The organism is Frondihabitans sp. 762G35, assembly GCF_002074055.1.
GTDB lineage: Bacteria > Actinomycetota > Actinomycetes > Actinomycetales > Microbacteriaceae > Frondihabitans.
Genome location: NZ_CP014619.1, coordinates 1,029,454 through 1,046,334, shown reverse-complemented (window position 1 = coordinate 1,046,334; position 16,881 = coordinate 1,029,454). Strand labels below are relative to the sequence as shown.

General features: G+C 70.7%; 15 protein-coding genes. 3 read left to right on the top strand and 12 right to left on the bottom strand.

From position 1 onward, the window contains the following. Positions 1-18: 18 nt before the first annotated feature. From AS850_RS05145 to rplU, 6 genes are all read right to left on the bottom strand, one after another. Positions 19-243, bottom strand: a complete 225-nt coding sequence (locus tag AS850_RS05145) for a hypothetical protein (protein ID WP_119868152.1) — start codon at positions 241-243, stop codon at positions 19-21. A 53-nt stretch (positions 244-296) separates the two neighbouring features. Continuing rightward, a complete protein-coding gene (locus AS850_RS05140; protein ID WP_119868151.1) occupies positions 297-1,604 on the bottom strand; it encodes a glutamate-5-semialdehyde dehydrogenase in 1,308 nt (435 codons plus the stop codon). Positions 1,605-1,674: 70 nt separating this feature from the next. After that, positions 1,675-2,448 (bottom strand): glutamate 5-kinase, encoded by a 774-nt coding sequence (proB, locus tag AS850_RS05135; RefSeq protein WP_119870139.1) that lies wholly within the window; start codon positions 2,446-2,448, stop codon positions 1,675-1,677. A gap of 44 nt (positions 2,449-2,492) precedes the next feature. Beyond that, on the bottom strand, positions 2,493-4,124 hold the full coding sequence (gene obgE / locus AS850_RS05130) for a GTPase ObgE (RefSeq protein ID WP_119868150.1): 1,632 nt from the start codon (positions 4,122-4,124) through the stop codon (positions 2,493-2,495). A 90-nt stretch (positions 4,125-4,214) separates the two neighbouring features. After that, positions 4,215-4,472, bottom strand: coding sequence for a 50S ribosomal protein L27 (rpmA, locus tag AS850_RS05125; RefSeq protein WP_119868149.1), 258 nt, complete (start codon positions 4,470-4,472; stop codon positions 4,215-4,217). Positions 4,473-4,488: 16 nt separating this feature from the next. Beyond that, the gene (rplU, locus tag AS850_RS05120; protein ID WP_119868148.1) at positions 4,489-4,800 is read right to left on the bottom strand and encodes a 50S ribosomal protein L21; all 312 of its coding nucleotides are present in this window, start codon (positions 4,798-4,800) and stop codon (positions 4,489-4,491) included. Between the two features lie 230 nt (positions 4,801-5,030). On the opposite strand from rplU, the gene AS850_RS05115 reads away from it, so the two are divergent. Continuing rightward, positions 5,031-5,306 (top strand): DUF4031 domain-containing protein, encoded by a 276-nt coding sequence (locus tag AS850_RS05115; RefSeq protein WP_119868147.1) that lies wholly within the window; start codon positions 5,031-5,033, stop codon positions 5,304-5,306. 39 nt (positions 5,307-5,345) lie between these two features. Here AS850_RS05115 and AS850_RS05110 read toward each other — a convergent pair whose 3' ends face one another. Beyond that, positions 5,346-6,158 carry a hypothetical protein gene (locus AS850_RS05110; RefSeq protein WP_119868146.1) on the bottom strand — a complete coding sequence of 271 codons (813 nt, stop codon included), beginning with the start codon at positions 6,156-6,158 and terminating at the stop codon, positions 5,346-5,348. A 24-nt stretch (positions 6,159-6,182) separates the two neighbouring features. Further along, positions 6,183-9,086 carry an Rne/Rng family ribonuclease gene (locus AS850_RS05105; protein WP_442856900.1) on the bottom strand — a complete coding sequence of 968 codons (2,904 nt, stop codon included), beginning with the start codon at positions 9,084-9,086 and terminating at the stop codon, positions 6,183-6,185. Positions 9,087-9,265: 179 nt separating this feature from the next. Between AS850_RS05105 and AS850_RS05100 the strand changes: the two genes are divergently transcribed. Next, positions 9,266-9,874 carry a vitamin K epoxide reductase family protein gene (locus AS850_RS05100; RefSeq protein ID WP_119868144.1) on the top strand — a complete coding sequence of 203 codons (609 nt, stop codon included), beginning with the start codon at positions 9,266-9,268 and terminating at the stop codon, positions 9,872-9,874. 160 nt (positions 9,875-10,034) lie between these two features. Further along, complete coding sequence (locus AS850_RS05095; protein ID WP_119868143.1) at positions 10,035-10,910, top strand: DsbA family protein; 876 nt, start codon at positions 10,035-10,037, stop codon at positions 10,908-10,910. A 165-nt stretch (positions 10,911-11,075) separates the two neighbouring features. Here AS850_RS05095 and ndk read toward each other — a convergent pair whose 3' ends face one another. Genes ndk through ileS form a run of 4 tightly spaced genes read right to left on the bottom strand, consistent with a single transcriptional unit; the run spans position 11,076 to position 16,746 of the window. After that, a complete protein-coding gene (ndk, locus tag AS850_RS05090; RefSeq protein WP_119868142.1) occupies positions 11,076-11,495 on the bottom strand; it encodes a nucleoside-diphosphate kinase in 420 nt (139 codons plus the stop codon). Positions 11,496-11,538: 43 nt separating this feature from the next. Continuing rightward, positions 11,539-11,991: a DUF4233 domain-containing protein gene (locus AS850_RS05085; RefSeq protein ID WP_164088392.1), complete on the bottom strand. Its 453-nt coding sequence runs from the start codon at positions 11,989-11,991 to the stop codon at positions 11,539-11,541. After that, positions 11,988-13,508, bottom strand: coding sequence for a bifunctional folylpolyglutamate synthase/dihydrofolate synthase (locus AS850_RS05080; protein WP_119868140.1), 1,521 nt, complete (start codon positions 13,506-13,508; stop codon positions 11,988-11,990). The genes AS850_RS05085 and AS850_RS05080 overlap by 4 nt, the downstream gene beginning before the upstream one ends. Continuing rightward, on the bottom strand, positions 13,501-16,746 hold the full coding sequence (ileS, locus tag AS850_RS05075) for an isoleucine--tRNA ligase (RefSeq protein ID WP_119868139.1): 3,246 nt from the start codon (positions 16,744-16,746) through the stop codon (positions 13,501-13,503). The genes AS850_RS05080 and ileS overlap by 8 nt, the downstream gene beginning before the upstream one ends. Positions 16,747-16,881 lie beyond the last annotated feature (135 nt).

The following is a 16,881-nucleotide window of genomic DNA, read 5'->3' as shown; positions in this document are numbered from 1 at the left end:
CGTCGACGAGGGCTGAGGCTAGTGCTCTTCGGCGTGACCGAACTCGTCGACCGGGGACTCGGGGCGACGAGGAGCGTTCTGCGGCATCTGGCGGTTCGCGACGTTCTTGTAGCTGAAGACGACGAAGCCGAGGACGAAGAAGACCGCCGCGGCGAAGAGGGCGATGACGAAGGCCGGGGCGATGGTGGGCGCCTTCTCTTCGACAGCGGCGAGGCTGGTGAGGACGGCCGTGGCGAACAGCATGGATTCTCCGTTTCGAAGCGTGCGACGAGACGAGTCTAGTCGCGTGGGCAGGGCTACCCGCGCACCTGACCGGAACCGCGGACGACCCACTTGGTGCTCGTGAGCTCCGGGAGGCCCATGGGCCCGCGGGCGTGGAGCTTCTGCGTCGAGATGCCCACCTCGGCGCCGAAGCCGAACTCGCCGCCGTCGGTGAACCGGGTGGAGGCGTTGACCATGACCACGGCGCTGTCGACCTCCGCGAGGAACCGCTCGGCGCGGGAGAGGTCGTTGGTGACGATCGACTCGGTGTGCTTCGTCGAGTAGCGCTCGATGTGAGCGAGCGCCCCGTCGAGATCGTCGACGATGCGCACGGAGAGGTCGAGGCTCATGTACTCGGTCGACCAGTCCTCCTCGGTGGCGGCGACCGCGTCCGCGAAGAGCGACCGCGTCGCCTCGTCGCCGTGGATGGTCACGCCGTCCTCGCGGAGCGCGGCCAGGATGCCCGGCAGGAGCCGCGGGGCCGCGTCACGGTGGACCAGCAGGGTCTCGAGGGCGTTGCACACGCTGGGGCGCTGGACCTTGGCGTTCCGCACGATGTCCTCGGCCCACCGGGCGTCGGCCGACTCGTCCAGGTAGACGTGGACGACACCCGCGCCCGTCTCGATCACCGGCACCTTCGACTCGCGCACCACGGTGTCGATCAGCTGCGCGCTCCCGCGCGGGACGAGCACGTCGACGTGGCCGCGGGCGCGCATGAGCTCCGTGGCTCCCTGACGGCCGAGCTCGTCGATGGTCTGGACGGCCTCGCGCGGGAGGCCGACCTCGACGAGGGCCTCCTGGAGGATCCCGACGAGGACCCGGTTGGTCTCCTCCGCCGCGCTCCCGCCCCGGAGGACGGCCGCGTTGCCGCTCTTGAGCGCGAGAGCGGCGATGTCGATCGTGACATTGGGTCGCGCCTCGTAGATCGCGCCGACGACGCCGAAGGGAACGCGGATCTGCGTGAGCGACAGGCCGTTGGGGAGGACCTTGCCGCGCAGGACCTCGCCGACGGGGTCGACCAGGTCGGCGACGAGCTCGGTGGCCGTCGCCAGAGCGTCGAGGCGGGCGTCGTCGAGGCGGAGCCGATCGAGGAGCCCCGGGGCGAGTCCGCCGTCGTGACCGCGAGCGAGGTCGAGGTCGTTCGCCGCCACGATGCGGGCCGCGTTGTCGCGGACCGCTCGGGCGATGGCGCGCAGCCCGTCGTTCTTCGACTGAGCCGTCGCCGTGGACAGCTGCCGGGAGGCCAGCTTGGCCGCGACGAGTTTCGCCACGAGCGCGGGCGAGAGGTCCGGCGCCGTTCCGTCGGTGTCGGTCTCCTGCGTCAGCGCGGCCTCGGTCGTCATGACGCGATTCTAGCGACGACGCCCAGCACCGCACCCCGGCGGGACGGCGGCCGCAGCGGTCTCGACGACGTCAGGGATGCGCGGCGAACCAGGTCCCGATGTCGGCGCCCGAGAGCGCCTCGGCGACGCGGGTGGTCGAGGTGACGAGCACGGGCGTACCGCTGTCGGCGGCGAGGCGGGCGGCCGCGACCTTGGTGCCCGCTCCCCCGGTGCCGACGCCCGCGGCTCCTGCCGCCCCGAAGGAGATGCCCGCGAGGGCGTCTCCGAACGGCACCTCGTCGATCTTGACGGCGCCCGGCTCGTGCGGGGGCCTCGTGTAGAGCGCGTCGACGTCGGAGAGCAGCACGAGCAGATCGGCCTCGACGAGCTGCGAGACGAGGGCGGCGAGGCGGTCGTTGTCTCCGAAGCGGATCTCGTGCGTCGCGACCGTGTCGTTCTCGTTGACGATGGGCAGGATGCGCAGCTTCAGCAGCCGCTCCATCGCGCGCTGGGCGTTCGACCGGTGGGTCGGGTTGTCGATGTCGCCCGCCGTCAGGAGCACCTGGCCCGCCACGATGCCGAACCGGCGCAGGCTCTCCTGGTAGCGGTAGATCAGCACGTTCTGGCCGACCGCGGCGGCGGCCTGCTGCGTCGCGAGGTCGGTCGGTCTGCTGTCGAGACGGAGGTAGGGCATCCCCGTCGCGATGGCACCCGACGAGACCAGGACGACCTCCGTGCCCCGCCCGTGGCTCTCGGCGAGGGCGTCGACCAGGGGGCCGATCTGGTCGGCGTTCGGCCCGCTGATCGACGAGGAGCCGACCTTGACGACGACGCGGCGGGCGGTCGGGATGTCGGCGCGCGTCAGAACGCGGCCGAGCGGCCTGGTCGCCTGCGCCTCGTCGTTCCGGGTCACTTGGCCTCGTCGTCCGCGTCGGGGCCCATCCGGGCGACGCTCGCGTCGTCGAGGTCCGTCTCGTCGACGTCGACGTCGGTGTCGTCGACCTCGTCGCCGAGCGCCGCGGATCCCACTTCGAAGCCGTCGTCGTCGGTCCAGAGGCCGGCGGCGCGCTCGCGCATGAGCTCGGCACGGGCCTCGGCCTTGGCGTCCATCCGCGCGAAGTAGTCCTCGCGGCGCTCGTTGCGGGTGAGGCGGGAGCTCTGGTGGAGTCGCGGGTCGGTTCCGCGCGCCGCCGTCATGAGCTCGGCGGTCGAGGTCAGCGTCGGCTCCCAGTCGAAGACGATGCCGCCGGCGCCGCCGATGACGACGGTCGAGCCGGCGATGGCCCCGGCCTTGAAGAGGCGGTCCTCGACGCCGAGCTTGTTGAGGCGGTCGGCGAGGTAGCCCACGGCCTCCTCGTTGTTGAAGTCCGTCTGCAGCACCCAGCGCTCCGGCTTGGCCCCGCGGATGCGGTAGACGTTCCCGTAGGAACCGCCCTCGACGAGCACCTCGAACTTGGACTCGTTGACCGCCTTCGGACGGATGACGATGCGCGGGCGCTCGAGTTCCTCCTGCGCGCGGGCGGCGCGGTCGGCCTCGACGACCTCGGCGAGCGCGAAGGAGAGGTCGCGGAGGCCCTCGTGCGACACGGCCGAGATCTCGAAGACACGGTAGCCGCGCGACTCGAGGTCGCCCCGGACGAAGTCGGCGAGCTCGCGGGCCTCGGGCACGTCGATCTTGTTGAGGACGATCAGCTGCGGGCGCTCGAGGAGGGGCAACTGGCCCTCCGGGACCGGGTACGCCGCGAGCTCGGCCTGGATGACGTCGAGGTCGGTGAGCGGATCGCGGCCCGGGTCGAGCGTCGCGCAGTCGAGGACGTGCAGCAGCGCCGAGCAGCGCTCGACGTGGCGCAGGAACTCGAGGCCGAGCCCCTTGCCCTCGCTGGCGCCCTCGATGAGTCCGGGCACGTCGGCCACGGTGAAGCGGGTCGTCCCCGACTCGACGACCCCGAGGTTCGGGTGGAGCGTCGTGAACGGGTAGTCGGCGATCTTCGGCTTGGCCGCGGAGATGGCGGCGACGAGGCTCGACTTGCCGGCGGACGGGTACCCGACGAGGGCGACGTCGGCGACGACCTTGAGCTCCATGCGCACGTCGCCCTGCCACCCGGGGGTGCCGAGGAGGGCGAAGCCGGGCGCCTTGCGCTTGGTCGACGAGAGGGCCGCGTTGCCGAGGCCGCCGATCCCGCCCTCGGCCACGACGTAGCGGAGACCCGCGACGTTCATGTCGATGAGCTCGTTGCCGTCCTCGTCGGAGATGACCGTGCCGACCGGCACCTGCAGCTCGAGCGTCTCACCGTTGTTGCCGCTGCGGTGGTCGCCCATGCCGGGTCCGCCGTTGGGGCTCGAGCGGTGCGGGTTGCGGTGGAAGCCGAGGAGGGTCGTGACGCCGTTGTCGCTGACCAGCACGATGTCGCCGCCGTGACCGCCATTGCCGCCGTCGGGACCGGCGAGCGGCTTGAACTTCTCGCGCTTGACCGAGACACAGCCGTTTCCGCCGTTGCCCGCCTTGAGGTGGAGCGTCACTTGGTCGACGAATGTGGCCATGGGGAGATTTTCTCAGTCTTTTCGGGGGTCAAAACACGAAGGGCGAGCCGAAGCCCGCCCGTCGCTTGAAAGGTGTCGCCGTTCGGAGGCTCAGGCCTCGGCGGCGACGATGTTGACGACCTTGCGGCCGCCCTTGGCGCCGAACTGGACGGAGCCGGGGGCGAGGGCGAAGAGGGTGTCGTCGCCGCCGCGGCCGACGTTCACGCCGGGGTGGAAGTGGGTGCCGCGCTGGCGGACGAGGATCTCGCCCGCGAGGACGACCTGGCCGCCGAAGCGCTTCACGCCGAGGCGCTGAGCGTTCGAGTCGCGACCGTTACGGGTGGACGATGCGCCCTTTTTGTGTGCCATGAGGTGTCGGCTCCCTTTACTTGGCGGTGATCGCGGTGATCTTGACGCGGGTGAGGTCGGCGCGGAAACCCATGCGGCGCTTGTACCCGGTCTTGTTCTTGTAGTTCTGGATGACGATTTTCGGGCCGCGGAGGTCGTTCAGGACCTCGCCCTCGACCGAGACCTTCGCGAGCTTGTCGCCGGCGAGGATGGTGTCGCCGTCGACGTGCAGCACGGGGACGAACGAGACGGTGTCGCTCTCGGACGCCTTCAGGCGATCGACCGTCAGGATCGTCCCGACCTCGACCTTCTCCTGACGACCACCGGCGCGCACGATTGCGTAGACCATGGATTCTCCTTAGCGGCGGCTCCTCGACGAGGAACGGCCGTGACGTGGTGACGCCCATCGACGAGACCCCGGAGCGGGAAGCTCCAGGGCATCGAGGCCCACGAGCGCGAAGCCCGGGGGTCGGGATGGGAACGAAGTCGGTTCGGCGCACCGAAACCGGCGCGCACCAACTCCCCAGCATACCGGTCGGACGAGGGCAGGTCAAAGGGCCGCCGGGTACGCTCTCACGGGTGACCATCCTGATCGACGAGCCCGTCTGGCCCGCGCACGACACCCTCTGGGCCCACCTGGTCAGCGACGAGTCGTACGAGGAGCTCCACGCGTTCGCGAGTCTGAACGGGATCCCCCGCCGGGGCTTCGACCACGATCACTACGACGTCCCCGCGGCCCGCCACGACGAGCTCGTCCGGGCCGGTGCGCAGGCGGTCGGAGGCAAGGAGCTCGCCGTGCGCCTGGAGGCCAGCGGACTGCGCGTGCCGCAGTGGCGGAAGCGGCAGCTGAGCTGACGCGGTGAACCGCGGTGATGTCGCACCAGCGGGCGGGGGTCAGCCGGCGGGCGGCGCGAAGCGGCTGTGGTCGCCCTCGTCCGCGGAGCGCCCGACCTGCGGCACCGGCGTCGGAGCGACGAACGCGGGTGGAGCGGGCGGCCGGGGGGTCGACACCGGACCCGCTTCGGCAGCGGCTCCCGGCGACCCCGCGAGCGAGTCGGTCGGCGCGGAGGGGTGCGACGGCGGGGCCGCAGGATGCTCGGGCGACGCCTCCACGGACGCCTCGGTGCTCCGCGGCTCCTGCGGGCCCAGAGGGCCCACCCGCCGGAGCCAGACGCGGGCGACCGCCGCCCCCGCCACGAGGATCGCGGTGAGCTGCACCCCCGTCGACAGCGGGATGAAGACCACGTAGAGCGGGATCGCCACGGCGTTCCGCGTCGAGGCGGCCATCGCGACGCCCGTCACGATGCCGGCGAGGGCGAGGGCGATCGTGCCCGCGGCTCCGGCAACCAGTGCGCGGCCGAGGACGACGGCGAGCGGCGTGCGGCGGAGGATCGGGGTCGCGAAGGCCAGCACGGCGAACGCGACGAGGTAGAAGAAGAACGGGTAGAGCACGAGCGAGCCGAGGAACAGACCCACGGGCGACGCGAGGAAGCCGTTCGCGTAGAGCGACGGGTCGTACGCGATCGCGTTGCCCAGGAGCTGGACCAGCGACACCGCGAATTTGACCACGAGGAGGACGCCGACGGCCACCGCGGCCGCGAGGACGCTCTCCCGGCTCGCCCCGGCGTCGACCAGCAGGCCACGGAGCCGCGGGAACCGTGAGCCCTCCGACGACGCTCGGGCGGCGGGCGCGGTCGGAGTGCTCACGGGGTTCCTCTCAGGCTCGGACGATCACAGGTCGTCCGACGCCACTCCTACACCCAGGATCGACGGGCCGTCCGTCGCGCCGGCGTCGGCCGCGGCGTCCGGCGCGGGAGCGGAGACCGTCCCGGTGCTGGAGGCCCGACGCGACCGGTTTCGCCCCTGACCGGGCTGCTTCGGCTCGGGCAGCGCGCCGAGCACCGAGTCGAGGATCTGCTCGGCGTCGTGCGTGCTGATGCGACGGGGAGCACGCTCCACCTTCGCCACGGGGATGTCGAGGATCGCGACGGTCGCCTCGGAGGAGGTGACGGTGGCCTGCGAGCGGCGCGACGCCTTCTCGGGACGCGCGGTCGGTGCGGTCTCCTCGACGATGTCGACGACCGGGGAGGTCGGCTCGACCGGCGGCACGACGGCGGCGGGCTCGGTCGCGGGCACGTCGATCAGGCCGGCGGCGTCGGCGGGAGCCTCGGCCTGCGGGGCGGCCGCCTGCGTCGACGAGGAGGCGCGGCGACCGCGGCCGCGCCGCGAGCGGCCGGAGCCGGACTCGGGGGCAGGAGCCGCGGCTCCTGCGGTCGACGCGTCGTCGGCTGCCGGGGCGCTGCCGCCCTCGACCGGTGCGATGCTCGCCGCGACCGCGTCGATGGCCGCCTCGACGGCCGCTGCCGTCTCGCTCGCCGCCGCCGCCGTCTCACTGTCGCCGTGAGCGATCGTCGAGGCCGCGATCTTCGCGAGCGCGTTCTTGACGTCGTCGGTGATGGCGTGGGTGGAGGCCGTGATCGGGTGCGCGGGCGACGTGGGCGCACCGGTGCGGGCGGGGCCGTTCTGCGCCTTGGCGCGGCGACGCTCCTGCGACTTCTGGCGGTTCTGCTGCTGCTGCTCCTGCGCCTGCTGGCGGTCGACGCCGATCTCCTGGAACGACTCCATGAGGCCGAGGCCGAGCTTCTTGCGCGTCATCTGCACGAGGCCGAGCGAGGTGACCTCGGCGACCTGGTGCTTGGTGCGGTCGCGGCTCAGGCACTCGACGAGGCGGCGCAGCACGAGGTCGCGGTTGGTCTCGAGGACCATGTCGATGAAGTCGACCACGATGATCCCGCCGATGTCGCGGAGGCGGAGCTGACGGACGAGCTCCTCCGCGGCCTCGATGTTGTTCTTCGTGACGGTCTCCTCGAGGTTGCCGCCGGACCCGACGAACTTGCCCGTGTTGACGTCGACGACGGTCATGGCCTCGGTGCGGTCGATGACGAGCGAGCCGCCGGAGGGGAGCCAGACCTTGCGGTCGAGGGCCTTGTCGATCTGTTCGTTGAGCCGGTAGTCGTCGAAGCTGTCGCCGTCGCCCTCGTAGGGCTTGAGGCGGTCGAGGAGGTCGGGCGCGACGGCCGAGAGGTACTGCTCGATGGTCTCGCGGGCGTCCTCGCCGTCGATGACGAGCTCGTGGAAGTCCTCGTTGAAGACGTCGCGGACGATCTTGATGAGGAGGTCGGGCTCGGAGTGCAGGAGGTTCGGGGCGTTGCCCGACTCCACCTTCTTGGAGATGTCGGCCCACTGGTTGAGCAGGCGCTTCACGTCGAGCGTGAGCTGCTCCTCCGTGGCGCCCTCGGCGGCCGTGCGCACGATGACGCCGGTGTTCTCGGGCAGAGCCTCCTTGAGGATCTTCTTGAGGCGCGCGCGCTCGGTGTCGGGCAGCTTGCGGCTGATCCCGTTCATGGAGCCGTTGGGCACGTAGACGAGGAAGCGGCCGGGGAGCGAGATCTGGCTCGTCAGGCGAGCGCCCTTGTGGCCCACCGGGTCCTTCGTGACCTGGACGAGAACGCGGTCGCCCGGCTTGAGCGCGAGCTCGATGCGACGCGGCTGGTTGCCGTGCTCGACGCTGTCCCAGTCGACCTCGCCGGAGTAGAGGACCGCGTTGCGACCGCGCCCGATGTCGACGAACGCGGCCTCCATGCTCGGCAGGACGTTCTGCACGCGGCCGAGGTAGACGTTTCCGATGAGGGAGACGTTCTGCGCCTTGGCGACGTAGTGCTCGGCGAGGATCCCGTCTTCGAGGACGCCGATCTGGATGCTCTCGCCCTGCGAGCGGACGATCATCTTGCGGTCGACGCTCTCGCGGCGGGCGAGGAACTCGGCCTCGGTCACCACCGGGCGACGCCGGCCGGCGTCGCGGCCGTCGCGGCGACGCTGCTTCTTCGCCTCGAGTCGCGTCGAGCCCTTGATCCGCTGGGGCTCGGTGATGAGCTCCGGTTCGCGCTGCTCGCGCGGCTCGCGGTTCGCGCGGCTGCGGGTCCGGCTCGAGGTGACCTCGTCGGACCGGCCGTCGGGCGATCCGCTGCGCTGACGGGTGCGGCGACGCCCGGGGGCTCCGCGCTCGTCGTCGTCATCGTCGTCGTCGTCGGCGTCGCGGCGGTCGCGCGGCGGGAGCGGCGCGATCTCGGGAGCGTGGAAGATCAGGCTCGTCGTCGTGAGCGGGGCCTGGAACGGCGACGCCAGGGCGGGAGCGACCTCGGGGGTCGAATCCGCCTCGTCGCGCTCGAGCGCCTCGGTGTCGATCAGATGGACGGGGGTGGACGGCGCGGAGCCGTTCTCGTCGGTCACGGCGTGGGCCTCCTGGGGCACGTCAGCATCGGCTGCCGGGGTCGCGGGGACCTCTCCGGCTGCGCGAGAAAGGGGGGAAAGGGCTTCGACCCGGGGGGACTCGGGCGCTGGTTCCGCCGCGGGCGTCGTCTGTCGCGAGCGGAAACCCGCGAACAACCGACTTCTCTTCTTCGGGCCGTTCTTCGGTGTGTCGTTCTTCTCCACCATCGGTGGTGCAACTCCTCGTCCCGGGGCGACCTGACACGGTGCGTCAGCCCCCGCCGGGAAATCTTCTTCGGCGAGCGTCGTGCCGCGAACCGGAGCACCGGCTGCGTTGTCACGATCTCGCGAAATCTGTGCTGTCACGCGGGCCGTCTGGGCCGCATGAGAAAAATCTGTCTACCGGCCTTCGCCGTCAAATCACGGCTCCGTGCCGTTCTTGGACACGGCGACCGGAAAGCTCGCCCGGCTCTCACCCTGGGACTCCCCCGATTATCGCACGCGATGCCCCGGGGCGGCGATTCGACGCATGTCATAATCCCAGGGTGTCGTCCCCCACCACTGCCAAGCCGCCCTTCGTCGCGGCGATCCTGCTGATCGTCGCGGGGCTCGTGGGCCTCTACGGGTCGTTCACGCTGGTCGTCGAGAAGATCGGTCTGCTCGAGAATCCGAAGCAGGCGCTGAGCTGCGACATCAACCCGTTCGTCTCCTGCACCAACGTCATCAACAGCGCGCAGTCGCACCTCTTCGGCTTCCCGAACCCCCTGCTCGGCGTCTCCGGATTCGTCGCTCCGGTCGCGGTCGGCATCGGCCTCCTCGCCGGTGCCCGGTTCGCCCGCTGGTACTGGGTGGCCTTCAACGTCGGGCTCTTCCTCTCCTGGGTCTTCGTGACCTGGCTCTTCACCCAGACCGTCTACGCCATCGGATCGCTCTGCCCCTGGTGCATGCTCGTCTGGTCGGTGACGATCCCGATGTTCTGGATCTTCACCGTCTGGAACGTCGCCACCGGGCGTCTGACGGGCAACGAGACGCTGCGGAGGCGTGCCCGCGCCTTCCTGCCCTACTCGTGGATCGTGCCGGCGATCAACTACCTCGTGATCGTGGCGATCATCCTGCAGCACTTCCCGCTCCTGCCGTCGTACCTGTTCGGCTGAGCGCCCGCCCGGGGCCCGCGGGCGAGACCGCAGGAGCCACGCCGCGATCTTTCAGGGAACACCAGTCGGGCCCCCGTAAAGTCCTGCCCGTGGGCCCCCTGGCCCGGCGAGTCGGCGGACGCCGGCCGAGAACCGATACCCACCGCAGATCCGAGGACACATGACTCCGCCCCCCGACAACGGTCCCAACAAGCGCGATCGGCGTGAGGAAGCCCGCGAGAAGGCGCGCGTCGCCCGCGAGGCCGCCGCCAAGAAGAAGCGTCGCAATCGCGTCTTCGCGCAGGGCGGGCTCGTCGTGGGCGTCCTCGCCGTCGCGACCGTGGTCGTGCTGATCATCGTCAACGCGACCGGTCCCGGAGCGCCGGGGCCGAAGAACATGGCGAGCGACGGCATCCTGCTCCAGGGGAACGCCAGCACCGGCGCCGTCACGGCCGTCCAGACCGCGGCCCTCAAGGGCGGCGAGGCGCCGAAGGCGACCGACCAGAAGGCGATGACGAAGACCGTCAACATCACGGCGTACGTCGACTTCCAGTGCCCCTACTGCAACCAGTTCGAGACGACGAACGCCACGCAGATCAACGAGTGGCTGAAGAAGGGCGCGGTCACCTACGAGATCCACCCCCTGGCCATCCTCGACGCGTCCTCGCTCGGCAACAAGTACTCGACCCGCTCGGCGAACGCCGCGGCGTGCGTCGCCAACTACGAGCCCGACAAGTTCCTCGACGTCGTGGCGGAGTTCTACAAGAACCAGCCGCCGGAGCAGTCGAACGGGCTCGGCGACGACAAACTCGTCAGCATGGTGAAGACCGCGGGGGCGACGAACGCGTCGATCCCGAAGTGCATCACCGACAAGACGTTCGAGAAATGGGTCGGCGACGCCACGCAGCGAGCGCTGACCCAGAAGCTGCCGAACTCCTCCGTCGCGAAGCTGACCGGGACCCCGACCGTCCTCGTGAACGGCAAGCAGTACGGCGGCTCGCTGACCGACGCGGCCGCTTTCGCCTCGTTCGTCACGTCGCAGGCGACGGCCAAGTAGGTCTCGCAGCACGACGAAGCCCCGCACCCATAGGTGCGGGGCTTCGTCGTGCGCGGTCGATCTCAAGAAGGCTCCGGTGCGACCGAACGCAAGGCGGAGGAGGGCGGCGATAGCGGCGCTATCGCAACCGACGACAACGCCGCGAGCGGCCGTGCCGGGGCCTTCTTACTTGAACCAGAGGGAGAGTTCGCGGGCCGCACTCTCGACCGAGTCGCTGCCGTGCACCAGGTTCTGCTGCACCTTGAGGCCCCAGTCGCGGCCGAGGTCGCCGCGGATGGTGCCGGGCGCGGCGGCCGTCGGGTCCGTGGCTCCTGCGAGCGAGCGGAACCCGGCGATGACGCCGTTGCCCTCGACGCGGATCGCGACGATGGGGCCGGACTCCATGAACTCCACGAGGGGCTCGTAGAACGGCTTGCCGACGTGCTCCTCGTAGTGGGCCGCGAGGAGGGCCCGGTCGGCCTCCACGAACTTGATGTCGACGAGGCCGTAGCCCTTGGCTTCGATCCGGCGCAGGATCTCGCCGGTCAGGTTGCGGGCGACGCCGTCGGGCTTGACGAGCACCAGGGTTTCTTCGAGGTCGGACACGTGTCTCCTTCGGTGAGGGGTGGGAGGCGGTAGGGAGGTCTGGTCAGGCGGAGGCGCCGGGGTTCTGCTCGAGCCAGGCTCGGTAGGCGGCGTTGCGCCGGTCGATCGTGACGCCCTTGTAGAGGCAGAAGATCCAGAGGCCGATGAACAGGGCGGCGACGACCCACATCAACCCGACCAGCAGCCCGGTGAGGGCGATGGCGACCTGGAGGACGCAGCCGAGGACGACGCCCCAGCGGTAGCGCACGACGCCCGAGGTGAGCAGCATCAGGGCGATGAGCGCGAGTCCGCCGCCCCAGGCGACACCGGTGGGCAGGATGCGCGCACCCGCGACGTTGAGGATCACGAAGAACAGCACGAAGGCCTCGAGCACGAGCATGATCGAGAGCAGGCTCTCGGTCAGGCTCCGCTCGCGGCGCGGCCGACGCGTCTTCGCGGGAGCCGCCACCTGGTCGGGCGAGTCTCCGCCCGGGGCGCCGGCGGGGGTGTCGGTCATTTCCATCCGTCTTCTTCGGTGAGCGCGAGGACCTCGCCCACGAGGGTGATCGATCCGGTGACGACGACGCCGCCCTTCTCGGACTCCTCGGCCAGGTCGCGGGCGACGCCGAGGGCGGTCACGACGTTGGTCTCGACGGTGACGCGGTCGGGGCCCACGATACCCACCACGATCGACGCGAGTTCGTCGGCGTCGAGAGACCGGTCGGAGTCGGACTGCGTGATCACGAACTGCTCGACGGCGGGCGCGAGCGCCCGGATGATGCCCGCGGCGTCCTTGTCGGCGAGGACGGCGAGGACGGCGACGACGCGATCGAGCTGGAAGTACTCCCCCAGCGCGTCGGCCAGCGCCCTCGCCCCGTGCGGGTTGTGCGCGGCGTCGAGCAGGATGAGCGGGTCGTTCGCGAGGATCTGCAGCCGGCCCGGGGAGGTCGCCTGAGACAGGCCGGTCGCCAGGATCTCCGGGTCGAGCGCCTGGCTCCCGTTGCCGAGGAAGGTCTCGACGGCGGCGATGGCCGTCGCCGCGTTCTGCGCCTGGTGACGCCCGAAGAACGGCAGCGCCAGGTCGTCGTAGCGCCCCGCGATGCCCCGCACCGAGATGAGCTGCCCGCCGACCGCGACGGCCGAGGAGAGCACCTCGAAGCCCGTCCCCTCGACGGCGAGGGTCGACTCCGTCAGGTCGGCGGCGCGCTCGAGCTCGGCGAGGGCCTCCGGCAGCTGCGCGGACGTGACGACGTTCGCGCTGGGTTTGATGATGCCCGACTTGGTCCGCGCGATCTCCGTCACGGTGTCGCCGAGGCGCTTGGTGTGGTCGAGGGCGATCGGCGTGAAGACGGCGACCTGGCCGTCCGCGACGTTCGTGGAGTCCCACTCGCCGCCCATGCCGACCTCCAGCACGACGACGTCGACCGGGGCGTCCGCGAACGAGGCGAACGCGAGGACCGTCAGGGCCTCGAAGTAGGTCAGCGGCTCCTCGGCGGCGGCCGCGAGCTCGGTGTCGACCATGAGGAGGTAGGGCTGGATGTCGCGCCAGTTCTCCGCGAGGGCGGCGTCGGAGATCGACTCCCCGTCGATGACGATGCGCTCGTTGACCCTCGTGAGGTGGGGGCTCGTCATGAGGCCGGTCCGCAGGCCGTAGGCCCGCAGGATGCTCTCGATCATGCGGCTCGTCGACGTCTTGCCGTTCGTGCCCGTGATGTGGATCACGGGGTAGGAGCGCTGCGGGTCGCCGAGCAGCTCGACCGCCCGCCGCGTCGCCCCGAGCCGCGGCTGCGGGGCGTTCTCGCCGATCCGCGCGAGGAGCTCCTCGTACACGGTCCGGGCCGCGGCCTGGTCGGCCGACTCGTCGGGGGACGCCGGACGGGCGTCGTCTCGGTCGTCGTGGTCGCGCTCGTCGTCGTCGCCGAGAGTCGGGAAGTCGCCGAAGTCGTCGCGCGTCCCGAAGACGTCGGCGAGGGCTCCGGTGTCGACGGTCTCGTCGTCCTCGTCGTCACGGGGGGTGTTGGGGGTGTCACTCATGGCGCTGGACCTCGACAGTCACTTTCGATCCGGAGCCGACCTCGACGGCCTCTCCGGGGGCCTCTCCCTCACGGAGCGTGAGGGTCAGGGCGGTGGTGAGCGTCTCGCTCATGATCAGGTCGCGGTGCTCCTCGACGGCGGCCTCGGCCACCGGGTCGACCGTGAGGGCGAGCCGGATGCGGTCGCTCACGTCGAGATCGGCGGTGCGCCTGGCCTGCTGCACGGCACGCACCACGTCGCGCGCGAGGCCCTCGCGTTCGAGGGCGGGCGTGGTGCGGGTGTCGAGCAGCACGAAGCCGCCGTCGCCCGTGAAGGCGATCGCGTTCGACGCGTCGGCCACCGTCAACTCGAGCGAGAACTCGCCCGGGAGGAGCTCGATGCCGCCGGCGACGACGTTCTCGCCGCGCGCCTCCCAGTCGCCCTTCTTGGCGGCCGGGATCGCCTGCTGCACCTGCTTGCCGATGCGGGGACCGGCGGCCCGCGCGTTGACCGTCAGCCGCCGGGTCACGCCGTACTCGCCGAGGCTCTCCTCGGTGAGGGTCGCGAAGCGCACGTCCTTGACGTTCAGTTCGTCGGCCAGGATGCCCTGGAACGGCGCGAGGCCGTCGGGATCGGCGGAGACGACGGTGAGGGCCGGGAGCGGCAGCCGGACGCGGTGCCCGGTCGACTTGCGGAGGGCCAGACCCGACGAGGCGATCTCGCGGACGCGGTCCATGGCGTCGACGAGAGCGTCGTCGACGGGGAAGAGCGACGAGTCCGGCCAGTCTTCCAGGTGGACGCTCCGCCCGCCGGTGAGCCCCTTCCAGACCTCCTCGGCGACGAGGGGCGCCAGCGGTGCGGCCACGCGGGTGAGGGTCTCGAGGACCGTGTAGAGCGTGTCGAACGCGGCGGTGTCGGATCCTGCCCAGAAGCGACCGCGCGAGCGGCGCACGTACCAGTTCGTCAGCACGTCGGCGAAGTCACGCAGGGTCGACGTGGCGAGGGGCGAGTCGAGGCGCTCGAGGTCGCGGGCGACGTCGTCGATCATGCGCCCGGTCTTCGCCAGGAGGTACCGGTCGAGGACGTCGTCGGAGTCGGTCCGGAGGCGCGGCTCGTAGCCGTCGGCCGAGGCCGCGTAGAGCGTGAAGAAGTAGTACGTGCTCCACAGCGGAAGGAGGAACTGCCGGACGGACTCGCGGATGCCCTCCTCGGTGACGATCAGGTTGCCGCCGCGGATCACGCTCGACGACATGAGGAACCAGCGCATCGCGTCGGCGCCGTCGCGGTCGAAGACCTCGTTGACGTTCGGGTAGTTGCGGAGCGACTTCGACATCTTCTGACCGTCGGAGCCGAGCACGATGCCGTGGCTGATGACGTTCGAGAACGCCGGGCGGTCGAAGAGCGCCGTCGAGAGCACGTGAAGGAGGTAGAACCAGCCGCGCGTCTGCCCGATGTACTCGACGATGAAGTCGGCGGGGCTGTGCGAGTCGAACCACTCCTGGTTCTCGAACGGGTAGTGCACCTGCGCGAACGGCATCGAGCCGGAGTCGAACCAGACGTCGAAGACGTCCTCGATCCGGCGCATGGTGGAGCGCCCCGTCGGGTCGTCGGGGTTGGGGCGCGTCAGCTCGTCGATGAACGGGCGGTGGAGGTCGGGCAGGCCCTCGGCGTTCGTCGGCAGGCGGCCGAAGTCGCGCTCCAGGTCGGCGAGCGACCCGTAGACGTCGACGCGCGGGTACTGCGGGTCGTCGCTCTTCCAGACCGGGATCGGCGAGCCCCAGTAGCGGTTGCGCGAGATGGACCAGTCGCGGGCGCCCTGGATCCACTTGCCGAACTGGCCGTCCTTGACGTTCTCGGGCACCCAGGTGATCTCCTGGTTGAGCTCGACGAGGCGGTCGCGGAACTCGGTCACGCGCACGAACCAGCTCGACACGGCCCGGTAGATCAGCGGGTTGCGGCAGCGCCAGCAGTGCGGGTAGCTGTGCTCGTAGCTCGCCTGGCGCAGGAGCCGCCCCTCGGCGCGGAGCTTCTGCGTCAGCGGCTTGTTCGCGTCGAAGACCTGGAGGCCGGCGATGTCGCCGAACATCGGCAGGAAGCGCCCGCCCTCGTCGACGGAGACGATGACCGGGATCCCGGCCGCGGCGCAGACCGCCTGGTCGTCCTCACCGTAGGCCGGGGCCTGGTGGACGATGCCCGTGCCCTCCCCGGTGGCGACGTAGTCGGCGACCAGGATGTGCCAGGCGTTCTCGGTGCCCCAGGTCGCGGTGTCGGCGTACCAGTCCCAGAGCCGGTCGTAGGCGACCCCGTCGAGGTCGCGACCGGCGATCGTGCGAGCGACCGCCTCCTGCGCCTCGTCGGCCGTGGCGTAGCCCAGGTCTTTCGCGTAGGCGGCGACCGTGTCGGCCGCCAGGAGGAACGACGCCACGCCCTCGGCGCTGCCGTCGGAGGCGCCGAGCGGGCCGGAGGGGACGACCGCGTAGTCGATGTCGGGGCCGACCGCGAGCGCGAGGTTCGTCGGCAGGGTCCACGGCGTCGTCGTCCAGGCGAGAGCCTTGACGCCGGTCAGCCCGAGGGCCTCGGCCTTGGCTCCGTCGAGCGGGAAGGTGACCGTGACCGTCTGGTCCTGGCGCATCTTGTAGACGTCGTCGTCCATCCGCAGCTCGTGGTTCGACAGCGGCGTCTCGTCGTGCCAGCAGTAGGGAAGCACGCGGAAGCCCTCGTAGGCGAGGCCCTTCTCGTGCAGCTGCGAGAACGCCCACAGGACGCTCTCCATGTAGGAGACGTCGAGGGTCTTGTAGTCGTTCTCGAAGTCGACCCAGCGCGCCTGGCGGGTGACGTACTCCTCCCACTCGGCGGTGTACTCGAGGACGGAGCGGCGGGCCACGGCGTTGAACTCCGCGATCCCCATGTCGTCGATCTCGTGCTTCTCGGTGATCCCGAGCTGGCGCATGGCCTCGAGCTCGGCGGGCAGGCCGTGGGTGTCCCAGCCGAAGCGGCGATGCACCTGCTTGCCGCGCATCGTCTGGAAGCGCGGGAAGACGTCCTTCGCGTAGCCGGTGAGGAGGTGACCGTAGTGCGGGAGGCCGTTGGCGAACGGCGGGCCGTCGTAGAAGACCCACTCGTCGGAGCCCTCGCGACGGCGGATCGACTCCTGGAAGGTGTCGTCGCCCTTCCAGAAGGCGAGGATGCCGGTCTCGATGGCGGGGAAGTTCGGCGACGCCGGGACCTGTCGGCGGAAGCTCTTCGATGACTGCGGCAACGTCTCTCCAGTGCAGGTGCTCGTGCACGAGGACGGCCCCCGAGGATCTCGGGAGTCGCGGTACCACCCCGCTTGCCCTCCCCGTGACCGGGGACGACCTCTCCACTGCGGCTGTGACGGGCCTGACCCGCCCGG

What these genes read in the sequence shown, in the direction of transcription:
- rpmA (WP_119868149.1), bottom strand. Translation starts at nt 4,472, where the DNA reads ATGGCACACAAAAAGGGCGCATCGTCCACCCGTAACGGTCGCGACTCG.
- AS850_RS05080 (WP_119868140.1), bottom strand. Translation starts at nt 13,508, where the DNA reads ATGAGTGACACCCCCAACACCCCCCGTGACGACGAGGACGACGAGACC.
- AS850_RS05095 (WP_119868143.1), top strand. Translation starts at nt 10,035, where the DNA reads ATGACTCCGCCCCCCGACAACGGTCCCAACAAGCGCGATCGGCGTGAG.
- AS850_RS05140 (WP_119868151.1), bottom strand. Translation starts at nt 1,604, where the DNA reads ATGACGACCGAGGCCGCGCTGACGCAGGAGACCGACACCGACGGAACG.
- AS850_RS05145 (WP_119868152.1), bottom strand. Translation starts at nt 243, where the DNA reads ATGCTGTTCGCCACGGCCGTCCTCACCAGCCTCGCCGCTGTCGAAGAG.
- AS850_RS05085 (WP_164088392.1), bottom strand. Translation starts at nt 11,991, where the DNA reads ATGACCGACACCCCCGCCGGCGCCCCGGGCGGAGACTCGCCCGACCAG.
- obgE (WP_119868150.1), bottom strand. Translation starts at nt 4,124, where the DNA reads ATGGCCACATTCGTCGACCAAGTGACGCTCCACCTCAAGGCGGGCAAC.
- rplU (WP_119868148.1), bottom strand. Translation starts at nt 4,800, where the DNA reads ATGGTCTACGCAATCGTGCGCGCCGGTGGTCGTCAGGAGAAGGTCGAG.